The organism is Pseudomonas sp. MPR-R2A5 (genome assembly GCF_058793055.1).
Genome location: NZ_JBXAFK010000047.1, coordinates 23,064 through 38,488, shown reverse-complemented (window position 1 = coordinate 38,488; position 15,425 = coordinate 23,064). Strand labels below are relative to the sequence as shown.

The 15,425-nt window shown below is 62.1% G+C and carries 7 protein-coding genes; 2 read left to right on the top strand and 5 right to left on the bottom strand.

Annotated features, from left to right (window positions below; translation table 11 throughout):
* Window positions 1-19: 19 nt before the first annotated feature.
* Window positions 20-1,438, bottom strand: coding sequence for an amino acid permease (locus tag AC1Q6I_RS27245; protein WP_102624598.1), 1,419 nt, complete (start codon window positions 1,436-1,438; stop codon window positions 20-22).
* A 446-nt stretch (window positions 1,439-1,884) separates the two neighbouring features.
* Here AC1Q6I_RS27245 and AC1Q6I_RS27240 point away from each other — a divergent pair, with 446 nt between their 5' ends.
* Window positions 1,885-7,107, top strand: a complete 5,223-nt coding sequence (locus AC1Q6I_RS27240) for a hypothetical protein (protein WP_102624599.1) — start codon at window positions 1,885-1,887, stop codon at window positions 7,105-7,107.
* A gap of 82 nt (window positions 7,108-7,189) precedes the next feature.
* Window positions 7,190-10,267: a transglycosylase domain-containing protein gene (locus tag AC1Q6I_RS27235; protein ID WP_102624600.1), complete on the top strand. Its 3,078-nt coding sequence runs from the start codon at window positions 7,190-7,192 to the stop codon at window positions 10,265-10,267.
* On the opposite strand, the gene AC1Q6I_RS27230 is transcribed toward AC1Q6I_RS27235, so the two are convergent.
* The 4 genes from AC1Q6I_RS27230 to AC1Q6I_RS27215 are packed head-to-tail and all read right to left on the bottom strand — an operon-like array spanning window position 10,264 to window position 15,355.
* Window positions 10,264-10,746 carry a CS1 type fimbrial major subunit gene (locus AC1Q6I_RS27230; RefSeq protein WP_069075338.1) on the bottom strand — a complete coding sequence of 161 codons (483 nt, stop codon included), beginning with the start codon at window positions 10,744-10,746 and terminating at the stop codon, window positions 10,264-10,266. The genes AC1Q6I_RS27235 and AC1Q6I_RS27230 overlap by 4 nt on opposite strands.
* Before the next feature lie 5 nt (window positions 10,747-10,751).
* Window positions 10,752-11,510, bottom strand: a complete 759-nt coding sequence (locus AC1Q6I_RS27225; RefSeq protein ID WP_102624601.1) for a pilus assembly protein — start codon at window positions 11,508-11,510, stop codon at window positions 10,752-10,754.
* A 40-nt stretch (window positions 11,511-11,550) separates the two neighbouring features.
* Entirely contained in the window at window positions 11,551-12,804 is a 1,254-nt protein-coding gene (locus AC1Q6I_RS27220; protein WP_102624602.1) for a hypothetical protein, read from the bottom strand.
* A gap of 31 nt (window positions 12,805-12,835) precedes the next feature.
* Complete coding sequence (locus AC1Q6I_RS27215; protein ID WP_102624603.1) at window positions 12,836-15,355, bottom strand: CS1-pili formation C-terminal domain-containing protein; 2,520 nt, start codon at window positions 15,353-15,355, stop codon at window positions 12,836-12,838.
* Between the last annotated feature and the right edge of the window lie 70 nt (window positions 15,356-15,425).

Sequence of the window (15,425 nt, the reverse complement as noted above, 5' to 3'; positions counted from 1 at the left end):
CCCCGCCCGGATCACGCGGTTAAACCGGGCGGACCTCACCCTGGGCCGTCTGCGTCGGCTGCAACTTGAACACGTAGAACAACACAGTCAGCACGAGCAGGAACACCGGCCCGACGTACAGCGCGATACGGGTCTGCGGGAAGTACGCCATCAGGCCCACCACCAGCACCAGGAACGCCAACGCCAGGTACGAACTGACCGGGTACAGCCACATGCGGTATTTCAGCCCGGCCTGTTCCGACGGGCTCAGGCGTTTACGGAACGTAAGCTGCGCCAACAGGATCATCACCCACGTCCAGATCGCGCCGAACGTGGCGATGGAGGTCACCCAGACGAAGACTTTTTCCGGCACCAGGTAATTGAGCAACACACCCAGCAGCAGTGCGCCGATCGACAGCAGCAGTGCACGACGCGGTACGCCGTTGCTGGAGGTGCTGGCGAAGGTCGCCGGGGCCTGGCCATTCTGCGCCAGGCTGTAGAGCATGCGCCCGGTGCTGAAGATGCCACCGTTGCAGGACGACAGCGCCGCGGTGATCACCACGAAGTTGATGATGCCGGCGGCGGTCTTGATGCCCAGGCGCTCGAAGGTCATCACGAACGGGCTGCCCTGGGTGCCGATTTCATTCCAGGGGTAGATCGACAGGATCACGAACAATGCGCCGACGTAGAACAGCAGGATGCGCCAGAACACCGAACCGATGGCATTCGGAATAGTCTTCTGCGGGTTCTTCGCTTCGCCGGCGGTGAGGCCGATCATTTCCACACCCAGGTAGGCGAACATCACCATTTGCAGGGACATCAACACCCCCTGCACACCGTTGGGCATGAAGCCGCCATGGGCCCACAGGTTGGAAATGCCCAGCGCCACGCCGTCATTGCCGAAGCCGAACGCAATGATGCCGACACCGCCGATCACCATCGCAATGATGGTGACGATCTTGATCAGGGCGAACCAGAACTCGAACTCGCCGAACGCCTTGACCGCGATCAGGTTGATGGCGCCCATGCTGATCAAGGCCGCCAGGGCCCAGATCCAGCGTGGGGTGTCGGGAAACCACACGCCCATGTACACCGCCACCGCGGTGATCTCGGCGACACAGGTCACCAGCCACAGGAACCAGTAGTTCCAGCCGGTAAGGAAGCCTGCCAACGGGCCGAGATAATCCTGGGCATAACGGCTGAAAGAACCCGCGACAGGGTTGTGCACCGCCATTTCACCGAGGGCGCGCATGATCACCAGGATCGCCAGGCCACCAATGATGTAGGAAAGCATGATTGCCGGGCCGGCCATTTCAATGGCCTTGGCCGAGCCTAAAAACAACCCGACACCGATGCAGGCGCCGAGGGCCATCAGGCGGATATGCCGTTCGCCCAATTCACGTTTGAGCGGACCGCCCTGAGCGGTCTCGCCATGGGGCAGGTGGTTGCCAACTGGCATAGGGGTACAACCTCGTCTTGTTATTGGATTGAGTCACCGAGTGCACGACGTCACGACGGGTTTGCCATGACGCCATCACACCGGGCGCGCCTCGTGGGCGAACGCGTCTGGTCGGGCCAGATCGGTGGGGGGGCAGTATAAAAAGCTCAACCCAGTTTTTTTCACTCTATAAACGACAAGATTCAGCGGGAAGTCGCGGCAAAAGCGCTTTTTACCCAGTGCTTTTGCTTGAGGAGCGAATCCTGGCCGTCCGGAAACGGCGGCGAGTATTGCACAGCAATGGTGCACAGTCATGCCTCTGCCCCTGTCAAACCCGGCATCGATAAAACCCGGCTCCTCACACTGACAACACCGAACCCGACCACAGGCAAACCGGAACCTTCGCGATATCCAGCCCGGCGCCGGCCCTTCACGATGGCGACTCACAATTGCCAGGAAGGCACACCATGCAAGACATCCTCGAGGTATTCAGGCAGGGCCAGGCACAACGCCAGGCAGCCGACCGTAGCCTGATGGCCGAGTTGATCCACCACCTGAAAAATGCCCGCACGCCCCCCGTGGAGGTACCCGCCCACTCATCACTGGGTTGCTGGCTGCGGCTCTACCAGCAAACGCTCGACCGCCCGAACGTGCGCACGCGACTGCCACTGGACCTGGCCAGCCTGGGCGTGGAACGCGACGCCACCCAGCTGAAATTGCCGGCGCAACAGGTGCTGAATTTCTACGGTTACCCCCATCCCCGGCATCGCGGGCAACGGATGGTCATCGCCCAGGCCCTGGACCAACTGGACACCTTCGCCCACCCCAGGTCGGGCCTGAACGATCAGCTCAAGCGACTGGACCAGGACCTGCGCCAGATCGCCGACCGCCTGGAGGGTTTGATCGACGATGAAGATTTCAGCCTGTATTCCTCCTACAAGACCTACTTCAAGCTCGACTCCGGTTCGTTTTGGGCCACCCATCAGCAAACCGGTGCAGCCCTGCTCGACACCCTGACCACTACCCCGGCATTTCTGGCCCTGGGCCTGGTGCAGGGCCTGCAACCCGGCGCGTATACATTCGATCCCGCCACGCGGCGCCTCAGCGGCAAGAACGCCTGGGGCACGCTGGTGGATATCGGTGTGGAACACTTGGTGAAGCTGCCCGAAGAAGCCGGGCTGAATTCGTTGATCAGTGTCGCCGAACAACTCGGCACCTTCGTCCACCAGAGCGGCCTGTTCAGCCTCGCCCAACTGCTGAGGTGCCACGACTTGCCGGTGCCCGACACCCCGGAAGAGGCCCGCACACTGGTCAACACGCTACGCCAGTCGACGCCGCTGGCGATACTGCCGGTCAACGACCTCGCCGACTCCGACCTCGCGCTGATGCAGCACCTGCAATGGCTGGCCCTGGACCAGGACCGCGACATCATGGCCGTGGGGTTGGCGGGCCTGATCGATGGCCAACCCAGCGACGCCCTTATCGATACCGCCAGCGTGGAACTGACCCCCGCCCGCAACTCCAGCGTGCTTCACCCAGGTGTCATGCGCCACCCGGCCATCACTGCCGGTCCCGCCTGTGGCCCCTTCACCCTCGAACAGCTGTTGCAGCATCACCAGTTCGACCCGCCGGACACGGCCGGCGACGCCCAGGACACCCTGCAAAGCCTGCGAATGAACCTGCCCCGACGCTCCCTCTACGGCGATTACCACGCACTGCTCAGCACCACGGCGCCATCCCCGGTACGGCTGAATACCGAAGCACGAGAAACGATTGTGCAACGCGTCAACCACGGGCAACCGGAGAACGCCCCACGCCTGCTCGACAGGCTGTGCGGCATGCTGCTGAACGACAAAAGCACTGACGAGGTGCGTCGGCAGGCCGACGCCCTGCTCACCCACCTGTTGAGCCTCGAGCCTGCGCGTCGGTTGGGCCAGCAACTGATCGAGGCGCTGCACTGGTATGGGCAGCACCCGGACGAATCAGCCAGCCAGACAAGCCTTGGCCTGCTGGTGCTGAGCGCGCTGATCCTCGACCTGGACCCTGGGGCCGGCAACGGCGGTTACACACTGGCCGGTTTCAACCTGGCCGCCGACACGCACTGGGGTCACTCCCCTGTCGATCTGCGCCGCGACCTGGAGCTGCACCTGGTACGCACCTGTAAAGTCTCGAGCGCCGCCGCGCCACTGGCGGCCCATCTGTTGCTGGCCGGCGTCGCGCCGGAGTTTCTGGTGCAGGCGTTGCCCATGACCCTACGCTATCGCACCTCGATCACCTGGATGACCTTCAGGCAGGGCGTGATGATGGCGCAGGCGCTGGCGCCCGGTTCAACGCAGCACATGACCTACGATGACATGATCGCCCTGGCGTCCCAGCCGCCCGCGACCCTCCAGCAACAGCAGTGGCGCGACTACACCGCCACCAGCACGCTACTGGACTGGGCCATCGCCCAGGGCGAACTGCCCGAGCGCGAGAATGGGCACTACCTGGTGGACGAAATCACGGCCCTGAAAAGACGCCTCACTCAGCGCCTGCAGGCCTTGAAAGATGCGCTGATCACCTTCGCCAGCGAGCTGCCCACCCGTCGCGGCATTGCCCTGGCCGACCTGGAAAAGGTCTTTCCAGGGCAACCGATGCTGGACACGGCCTGCCTGTGGCGACCCGTCGCGCCGATCGCCGGCAGCAGCCTACGCTTCCCAATGCATCATCACGACCGCAGCAACTACAGCCTGCATTCTCTGCTGGAGTTGCACATGGATGGCCTGCTGGACGACACCCGTTGGCAGTCCATCAACCCTGAGGTGGACCTGGCGAAACTGCGTCAATCGTTTGGGCGCCTGGGCGACATCAATCAGCGCTTCGACGACGCCTTCGGTGCCTATATCGAGCGCATGAAGGAGGCCTACAGCGCCACGATTGAAGACCTGCTGGCGCAATTGCCCCTGGCCGACCGCTTGCATCTGCAACAGGCTGACTTGCAACTGCTGATACTGAAAAAAGAACCAGGCAAGGATCTCGTGCTACTCAGCCCGGAGCAGGAAATCGCCCGCATTGGCCGCATGGGCGTGATCCTGCGCGGCACCTCGCCCACCAAGGTGTGCGAATACGAGCTTTTCCCGCTGTTGAACCGCGCACTCAAGCGCCGTGGCCCGCCCCTGGTATTCAATGAGGGAGGCACGCCGATACCGGTGACCACCGGCGGCGCCCACTCGACCCGTCCGATCACCACACTGATGCAGGGCAATGAGCTGCCCCTGGACTGGGAGGCGTACGCGACCGGACGCCAGCCCAGGCCGGGAGTGCGCTCCAAGGTCATCGTCCACACATTGTGGTCGCGCCGTTCGACACCTGCCGACCCGCTCGTGTTGGCACCGCTCACCTACGGTTCAACGGTCAATCGCGCCATTGCCCAAGCCATCGTGCAAGAGCATTTCTTCCTCGAAGTCGATGCCTTGCGTCGGCAAGCACGGGGATCGACACAGCGCGAACACATTCAACAACGCTGGGACCGCGTGCTGGACCGTCTCAAATCCCTGGTACCCTTTTGGTCCTGCAGCCAAGACATCGCCTCCAGAGACACCCGCCGGATGATCGATGGAAGTTATGCGTGCTTTATCGACCTGCTGACGATGCTGTTCCCCACCCAGCGCTATCTCAAGGCATCGTTGGCGGTCTTGAAAAGGACGATGCCCCTGCCGATCAAGCTGCTCCAACTAGGTCGCTTGAGCACGGCCTTTCTCCATAGCGTCTTGAACCCCCTGGATGGCCTTCCCGGCCTCTACCGGCTGGCCCGTAACGGCCTGATCCAGCTCAGCGTCGACGCACGCCGCATCCTCGATACGGCCATTGGGCAAGTTCAACGCCTGGTAGCCGACATCCCGCTGCTCGATCACCTGAAACTGCTGGCCCGCGCCGACATTGGCAGCGGTTCGCTGTTGCACACCAGCGACCTGGTACGCCTCAACGCCATCCTGCACAAAAACCGCTGGCACGCCTGCCATCCCTTCAGCGCCAAGCCCTATGGCCCTGCGGTGGATAACTTCCGGCTGGACAGCGCCCTCGGCGTGACCCCAATGCACACCAGCAACGGGTATGAGGCGCTGGTGACCGACCGTCTATTCGGGACTCAGCCCCTGCTCATCCCACGCTCCGACGCCACCGACCTGTTGCACGGCAATACCGTGCGGCGCCTCGATCACCGCGCCCCCACCCACTTGGACGACCTGGCATCACCGGCCTACTTCAAGGCCGCGGACGGTTTCGACAGCACCTGTGCCGCCACTCGAACCAAACGCAGCCCGATCCCGTTGATCTGCTTCACCAAGAAGCTCGCGGCGTTCAATAGCTCGATCCATCAGCGCAGGGCCCAGGCCATCGAGCACATCCGCCTGATACCCGCGCCCGCCGTCGGCCCCGACAAACGTAAACTGGTGTACAACCGCAGGCTGTATGAGGCAACGCCCCAGGTGCTCGATTTCGAAATGACGCCGGTGGCCATGAACGCACCGCTGGCTTATAAAGCCCAGGTAAACGGGCGACTCATAGAAAATGAACCGCAATTTGGCCTGCCCATCAATCAAGTGGACAATCTGCTCACCCGCGACACCCGGGTAGTCGAACTGGAGGGGCTGGTTGACGCTGTCGATGACCGCCGGACCCTGCGCGCACTGGTGATCGACCTCAACCCTCCGGGGGCAGCGCCCAGGTCGCGAACGGTGGTGGAGGCCGATGCCGGCGTCTTCTACGACGTCATCGCCATCGATCCAGCCCCGTCGCTGCGGCTCGATCGCCTGGACTTCAGCCTGGGCGGCGTACACGAGCAACTGATCAGAGCGTACTGCAAGCGTAAGCTCGACTATCTGAGCGCCGGTGGTTTTATCCAAAGCCGCCCCCTGGTCAACCTGCCAACCCTGGAAGTGCTGTACTCGCAGTTGAGCAAACGCAATTTCACGCCTGAAAAAATTGCACTCCTTCGCGCACAAGCCAGCCAGTTACGGGTGATAAAACAGCGCGAACTGCTGCTGAACGCCAGCGACGAAGGCCGGCGCCTGGGGATGAGCGTGGCGGTCGAACCGATACGGCTGCAAACCTGGGCACCTTACGCGCCTCAATCGGGGCACACGCTGAACCAGTACCTCGCCACACAGGCCCATACCCACACCGTGGCCCTGCTTCAAAGTACCGGTATCGGGCCGTCCAATGTCGTCGGAGTCGGCGCGGGAGAAATGGCGCGCCTGGATATCGCTGAATCCGTGGTGATGTGGCAGTACAGCCGGGTGGGCCAGCCCAACTTTACGGAGGTGATCCTCAGGACCGGCGCGGGCAATTGCGACCAGATGGCCCACGTTGCGACGGAACTGATCCGGCTCAACGGCGGCGCCGCGCGGGTATGGGGTATGACGCCACCCGCCCATGCGTTCGTGGTCGTGGGTACACCGCCGCCAACACTGGCGCCCACGGTGGATTTCAGTGAGGCCGCCTGGACGGACCTGTGGATCTGCGATCCATGGGCGGGGATAGTGAGCCCTGCCAGGGATTACATGGCGCAGCTCACGATCAAAATGCACACTTGGTATCTTCAGGACATGTCCATATTTTTCAATGACCGAGGCACCTATCGCTGGGTCCAGGCCCACGACCGCGGCTGGCTGACCTTGTTGCGCACCGCCCTGAAACGCCCACAGACCTGACTGGACAATATTTTCACGCCGCGCCAGCAGCGACTAAGCTTCAACCAAGTCCGATCAATCTGCGTGAATGGATCAATCGACTATGGGCGCTTTATGGCAAACCGATTCGAAACCCGCTGTGGCACACGCCGACAGCGCGGATCAACCGCCATTGCCACGAAGCCCCCGCTTGCACAGCATGGGGTGGCGAGTGGCATGGCTGGTACTGCTGCTCGCGCTGGTGGCCCTGGCCTGGGCCGCCAACCAGGAAATGCGCACCTCGCGCCTGCAAGCCGAATACCTGAGTTCGTTTGCGGCATCGCTGACCTATCGCGTGGAGCCCGGCCCCAGCGACGCGGTTGTTTATCCGGGGGACGGGCCGTTTGACCGGCGCCTGGGTTACAGCGCCCTCGATGAATTCCTACCGCGCCTGCTCAAGCACAATTACCTGGTCCAGGCGCAGGCGCGTTTTTCCCCGGCGTTAATGGACTACGCCCGACACGGGCTGTTCGTACCCTACGCGGAAAAAGTCCAGGCCGGCCTGAGCATCACGGACTGTCGCGGCACGCCGCTGTACGCCTTCACCTACCCGCAACAGCTCTACCCCAGCTTCGCCGCGGTCCCGCCGCTGGTGGTGCAAGCGCTGTTGTTTATCGAGGACCGTGACCTGCTCGATCCCCGGCAACCCCTGGCCAACCCGGCGGTGGACTGGCCGCGTTTCGCCAAGGCCGCCTGGTCGCAGGTGGCCAAACTCCTGCATTTGCCTGGGCAAACCGCGGGGGGGAGCACCTTGGCCACGCAACTGGAAAAGTATCGTCATTCACCCGATGGCCTGACGTTGTCGGGCGGCGAAAAAATCCGCCAGATGATTTCCGCCAGTGTCCGCGCCTATCAACCTGGGCCAAACACCCTGGGCAGCCGGCAGAATATCGTGCGCGACTACCTCAACAGCGTGCCGCTGTCGGCCGTGCCGGGCCATGGCGAAGTACATGGCATGGCCGAAGGCCTGCGGGTGTGGTACGGCGCCGACTTCAACCAGGTCAATGCCCTGCTGGCCGGCAACGCACCGCAAGACCTGGCCAAAAAAGGCTTGGCGCTGCGCCAGGTACTGTCGCTGATGATCGCCCAACGTCGACCCTCGCATTATTTGACCAAGGGCCGCGAGGAGCTGGCGCAACTGACCGACAGCCATATCCGCCTGCTGGCGCAGAACAACGTGATCGATCCGGCGCTGGCCAAGGCCGCCCTCGCCAGCCACGTCACGTATCGCGACTGGCAGCAGCAACCGACGATCCAACCGGTCGAGACCAACAAAGCGATCAACGTCGCCCGCAGCCGTCTCGCCACCTTGCTCAACCGCCCGCTGTATGACCTCGACCGCCTTGACCTGGCCGCCTCCAGCACCCTTGACTACGCCCTGCAAACCCAGGCCACCGACTACCTCAAGCACTTGGCCGACCCGGTATTCGCCGGGCAAACGGGCCTGCTCGGCCCGCGCTTGCTCACCCCGCAAAGTACGCCCCAGGTGCGCTACAGCTTCACCCTGTTCGAACTGACACCCGATGGCGCGCGCGTGCGGGTGCAAACCGACAACACCGATCAACCGTTCGACATCAACGAAGGCAGCAAACTGGAGTTGGGCTCCACGGCCAAGCTGCGGGTGCTGACCACTTACCTGCAAATCATCACTGAGCTGCATGATCGCTACCGCGCACAGACACCCGCCGAGTTGAAAAAAGTCACGGTCCCCGAGCAAGACCCACTCTCCCGCTGGGCCCTGGACTACCTGATCCGCAACACTGACCGCGACCTGTCGAAAATGCTCGACGCCGCCCTCGACCGCACCTACTCGGCCAACCCCGGCGAGGCGTTCTTCACCGGTGGCGGCCTGCACCGTTTCCATAACTTTCGCAACGAAGACAACGGCCGCACCCCGACCCTGCGCGATGCCCTGCGCGAGTCGATCAACCTGCCCTTCATTCGCCTGATGCGCGACCTGGTGCGCTACACCACCTACTCCGGCGAAGACAACAGCGCGCGCTTGCTCAAAGACGACAACGACCCGCGCCGCCAGGAATACCTGGCCAGGTTCGCCGACCACGAAGGCACGGCGTTCCTGCTCAAGTTCTGGAAAAAGTACCGCAACAAAGACACCCAGTCGCGCCTCGACACCTTCATGGACAGCCTGCACCCCACCGCGATCCGCCTGGCCGCCGTGCACCGCTACCTGATGCCCCAGGCCAGCCAGGAAAGCTTCAACAGCTTCGTGCGCGCACACCTGAAAAGCATCAAGACCACCGACAAGCTCACCGACGAACGCCTGGCCACGCTCTACCAAAGCTACGGCCCCGGCGCCTACGATCTGCCGGACCAAGGCTACATCGCCAAGGTGCACCCGCTGGACCTGTGGCTGCTGGGCTACCTGCTCAACCACCCGGACGCGACCTTCAGCGAGATCGTCAAGGCCAGCGAATTCGAGCGCCAGGAAGTCTATAGCTGGCTGTTCAAGAGCCGGCACCAAAGCGCGCGGGACAGCCGCATCCGCACCATGCTGGAAATCGAAGCGTTCCTGGAGATACATGAGCGCTGGCGGGCCGTGGGTTATCCGTTCGACCACCTGGTGCCATCGCTGGCCACCGCCATTGGCAGCTCCGGCGACCGCCCCGCCGCCCTCGCCGAACTGATGGGCATCATCCTCAACGACGGCGTACGCCTGCCGGTGCTGCGTATCGACAGCCTGCGCTTTGCCGAGGGCACGCCGTATGAAACCTACGTGGTCAACGACCCGAACCGTGGCAAGCGCGTAATGCCCAGTGAAGTGGCCACCGCCTTGCGCGGCGCGTTGTCACAAGTGGTGGACGCCGGCACGGCCAAGCGCGTGGCCGGCAGTTTCACCCTGGCCGACGGCACGCCGCTGGCCATGGGCGGCAAGACCGGTACCGGCGATAACCGTATCGAAGCCATGGGCAGCGGCGGGCGGATCCTGAGCTCAAAATCCATCAACCGCACCGCGACCTTTGTGTTTTACATCGGTGAGCATCACTTCGGCACCCTCACCGCCTTTGTGCCCGGCGCTTCGGCGCAGCACTTCACGTTTACCTCGGCGCTGCCCGTGCAGGTGCTCAAGGGCATGGCGCCGATCCTGATGCCCTATTTGCAACCGGGTGGGCACACGCCCTAAGGCGCCAGGAAGTCGAACATCAGGTGTACGGTGCCGTAATAGCTGCCGCCCTGGTAACCGTCGTCGGGCTGTATCGCCGCGATCTCCAGCTCGGCGCGCGTGCCTGTCCTGGCCACCTCGGCGCCGACCACTTCGGTGCTGTCCAGCGTCAGCGGAACCTGATTGAACATCACCTGCAGGTCGATACGGTGTCGCCCGCTGTGCAGATAGGGCGTATCCAGCAACCGTGCGGCCACACCGCCACTGAGGTTCTTGACGTCGAAGTGCTTGCGCAAGCGACTGAGTTGCGAGGTGACCAGGTTCCAGGCCAGCTCTTGCTCCTGGCCCATCCAGTTGGACTCCGAGGGCAGCACATAAGCGTCGCGCACCGGAATGGTTACCGACACGTCGAAGCTATGGCGTTCCTGAATAAAAGACGCCCACGCCACGGGGACTGCCGGCAAGGTCAGAAGGACAAGGGTTGTCAGTTGCTTGAGCATCGTATTCACCCATTAACCTTGACCGTCATCGACCGTTTCTGCTGCCCTTCAATCATTTGAAAGCTGTATTGGCGATCGGGTTTCTTTTCGAACGTCAAGCGCCGGCCAGGCAGAATGTGGTGCTTGGTGGTGGGCGCGCAATCGCTGGCCCGAGCGATGGCGCAGTCGCGAAATTCGTCCAGCACCACCACGCTGTTGCCTGCGTTGTGCAACCGGTACTCGCTGGCGGTCTCGTCGACCTGCGTGTCGAAACGCGTCTGTTTGGGGCGCACGAAAAACACCGTGCCATAACCCGCCATCACGTTCACGCCCGCCGCCAGGTTGTTTTTATAGTCGTCGCGTTCCTGCTCGGTCACAGCAAAATCGTCTTCCTTTTGCGGGACCACCGGAATGAACCGCACCCGAAAGTAACGCTCCTTATCCCGCTCCCCCCGATACAACAGCCGGGTGCCCTGGCGGCCACCGGCGGGCACGATCAACCGCGCAGGGCTGGCCATCAAGCCATCGCGCCCAGTGGTGTTGCCCTGAGCATCGGCCAGGGACGGGAGGGCGACTTCCTGGGAAGTGCCATCGGCGTTGTAGAGGATTTCCAGCACATCCACCTTCACGAACGCGGTGCTGGTTCCCCCATTGAATACCCGCTTGAGAAAGGAACTGCGATCCGCCTCCAGATAGTCATACACCACCCCGACATTGATCATCGGCCCCGCATGGGCCTTGACGGACAACAGCAACACACCGATCCACAACACTGCATGCTTCATTTCAACGACGCCTCATAAATGGACTGTAGGAATAACGGCCCTACACCTGGGAATCCCAAATCACGGTGACGACACCCGAATAGGTGGTGCCGGGATGTTCAAGCATCTGGCTCACATTCGCCCGGTCCACTTCAAAATGCAGAATGGCGGGCCGATCGTTGACGTACTGCAACGGCTGGAACAGTTCGGTGCCGCTGCCATCCAGGCGCAATGGCCGTTTGTTCACCGCTTGGTCGTGACCATCCTGCAGGCCATAGGGCAGGCTCACGGCAACCTGCAAGGGCACTTCGTCGCCATTGCCGTTACGCAGGCCGCAGGTGTTGCCGATTACCAGCGAGCACTCCATCTGCATTTTGAAACGCGAGGACGCCGACAGGCGGAACGTCTGGTCCCGGTACAGCCTGTCCGGCCGGCGGCCAGCATTGAGCCAGGCTTGCCAGCCGCCCTGGGGCAACAGTTCGATACGGTTGCCTCCCGGCGGAATATCGACTTTGAGTTGGTGCTCAACGCTCAGGGTGAAGTTGAAGGTGGCGACTGTGTCGCCGGGTTTCATGATGTCGCCGAAGTCAAAATCCCCACCCGGCCCCATGGAATAGGTGAGTGAACCACGGTACTCCCCCGTATTCATCGTCAGCGGGTTGGGGGTCTTGAGTTCGTAGGCGTACTCCAGGTGAGAATAGGTGAACCACGGAATTTCGGTGCCGTTTTTTACGCTGCAAGCCCCCGCGCCCTCCGGCACGATCCAGAAAAACAACGCAAAGTTGTTGCCTGCTGCCAAATAGTTGATCGGCTGGCACGGCTCCGGGGCGCCATACCAGTAAGTGGACCAACCGGGCGTCTCGGCCGTCATAAACGCGGACACACCCGGCGGACGTGGCAGATTCCAGCGCGCGCCGACACCGGCGATACGCATCTGTACGGTTTCCACCTCGCCGGTACCCACATGGGTCACTTGCAGATCACGCCATTCGGAAGGCACTTTGAAATAGGCGCCCTGACGTGGATCGGTGGGATTGGCCAGAATCGGCCCACTGGAACTGGCGCTAAAGCCAGTATTGCGGATGCCGAAAATGTTTAACGCCCTGCATTTGGGAATGGCCGGGGGATGCCAGGCGCACACGCCGCCTTCCGGGGTGGTGTTTTTAAACTTGTTGCTCATCGGGTTGGAGGGATCCGGACGAAACACCGCCGTCACCTCTTCGACGAAGGCGAGCGCCAATGGGCTTGAAAACACCAGGGCCAGCGCCAATGCACTCGGCGCTGAGGTTTTTTTCAGGGTTGTGAATAGGCTCATAGAAATTCCACTGGCAGTGTCTGGGTCGCCATCAACCGGCGGTTGCGCCCTGAAGAGTGGCGTCGGCAAGTGAATCGGGCGTGCAACGCAGGTCACCGATCATCAACACATCGTTTTCGGCAGGGGTGTTATTCGGGTCCAGGCGGAACCGGCATAACAACTGGCTCTGGTAACGCACTTCCAGGGTCGGCGCGCTGGTGGTCATTTCCATGGAGAAAAACCCGTCCACTTCGCTAACGCCTCGGCTGGCGTGGTTGATCACCTGATGCCCCTTGAGCGGCGTGCCGTGGGCGTCCAACAGGCGACCCAACACGCTGACGGTTTTCATCACCGTGACTTTGCGGTAATCCACGCCGCCCTTGTTCAAGTGATAAGCGGAGCGCGCCGGTTGGATATTGGCCGCCGGTGGGTGGTTGCCCTCGAAATCGAAACTCAGGCTGCTGCTTCGGTAGGCGGATACCGGCATGTAGTTACGCCCTGGACGCAGAAGCGTGCCACCACCGTTCAGGTCATCGGCCCGTATGGCAATATCGTCCAGGTCGGTTTCGACATCGACGATCATGCCCGCACCGTTGCCCTGGTATTGATTGCTCAACACCATTTTGCCGGCACCGGCCACAAGGGTGCTGTTCAGGTTCAGGCCACCGGTGAGCTCATCATTGAAGGAGCTGCGCTGGATAAAACCATCGCCGCCGATTGACTCGGTACTGAAACTGGCCATGCCTGAAAGGCCCACACCATAGGTGTCGGTGATGGCGGTGGCGGACACGCTCTGCAGCACATGATCGGTGAGGTCCTGCCGGACGGTGACCGACGCATTGTTATCACGCCCACCGTCGCGGGCCGTGCGGGTACCGACGCTGCCGGAAATCTGCCGGCCATCGCTGCCCAGCGCCAGGCTCAGGGTGATATCCACACCCCGGTTGCGCTGTTCGTTCGTGGCACTGGAACCAGGACGATCAAATACCGCAAAGCGCCAGTTGGCATCACTGCCCAGCAGTGTGTCGCGGCGACTCCAGCCCAGGTCCAGGCCGGCGCCTTCGACGTTGCCTTCGCTGTAGGCCATGCGCACATTCAGCGTGTTTTTTTCATCGACACGGTGGTTCACCGACAGCGCCGTATTACTGGCCTCACCGACGAAGGTGTTGCGCCGTAAACGCGTGCCGTCCGGCAGGGTTTCGAAGGTATCGCGGGTATCCAGCCAGCTGCGATTGTGGCTGAACACCAGGTTGGTGGCGCCGAAGGTATACAGGCCCTGCAAGTCCAGCCCCGTGCCATGGTCCTGGGTTTTGTAGAGGTTCGCATAGACGCTGGAGTAGTTGGAGAGGGTCCAGTCTATCGAACCACCGTATTGCAATTGCTCACGCACCTCGCGAGCCGACAACCCGAGAATGACCCGTGGATGCAGCAGGTAGTTGACCGACGCGCCCGTGGTCAGCGCACCCGAGGCCTGGTCGTCCCAATTGCTGAACAGTTTGGTTTCGCGCCCGGCAAAGACGTTATAGCGCCAACGGTCTTCGACGTTGCGCCAATTACTCGGCTTATAGACCAGCTCTTGGGTGGTGCTGACGGTCAAGCCGTCTTCGATCATGCGGACCTCCACCTCATATATCCCGCCCGGTAAAGGCCGCGTATCCAGCGTCTGCAAACCGGCGGCCACCGCCTGGGTATTGATCAACAGGCCATTACGATAAATCTCGACGGCCGCCTGGCGGTTCGCGGTGACGTAGATCGGGTAAACGCTGGGCCTGGCGCTGTTGATGGCCAGGCTGTCGGAACTGCCATACATCACGCCCAGCGCGGTGTCCGGACTGGCGCCGAAGGTGCGCAACTGGCGGGTAAGCCCATCGGAATTGGGTGTGAAGTGGCCCAGGCGCAGGAAGCGCCCTTCCAGCTCACGCTGGGTATATAGCTCATGGATGGCATGGCGCAGGTGTTCTTCGTCGCCGCTCTGACGTGCCACTTGCAGGTTGAACATCTGGGTCCAGTTGCCCAGGCTGGAACTGGCCTGCAGGCCGTAGCGCCCACCGAGATCCTGGCTCTGCCCGCCATTGAGGTTGAGCTGGTTGTTGAGTATCAAACCCCGACTGCCATCCACGGGCAGTTCGTAAAAGCGCGGGGCTGTCCCATCGCGCTCCACGTTTTGGGTAATGATCGACAGCTGGGAGCTTTCCAGGCTGTAGAACGCCGACACCAGTTGCTGCGGGCATGACTGAGTGCATGCGCCCAAGGCAATGCCTTGTTCCAGAATCGCTTGCCAGGTGTCACGAGTTGCCGCGGCCACCGGGCTGCCCTGCGTGTCGGTAAACTCAAGCAGTGTCACGCGATCGTCTTTAGACAGAACGATCAACGCCTCGCCCAACAGTTGCTGATCAAGCTCCACGCGTACCGCCAGCGGAACCTCAAAAAAATGCTCGGTAAAACCCGCTGGCAAGCCTTGGGCCTGGGCGACCAGACTGCCGGGCGCCATGGCGGGCGTGGCCGGCGCCGCCAAGGCGCCCGTGCAAATCAATAGCGCAAGGGCAACCGCGATGGGTGTCATCGGGAACATGGACGGATACTCTAATTACCAGATTGCAAGGCAAAAACAGGCCGGCCAGACCGGGGAATATCGGCCGACC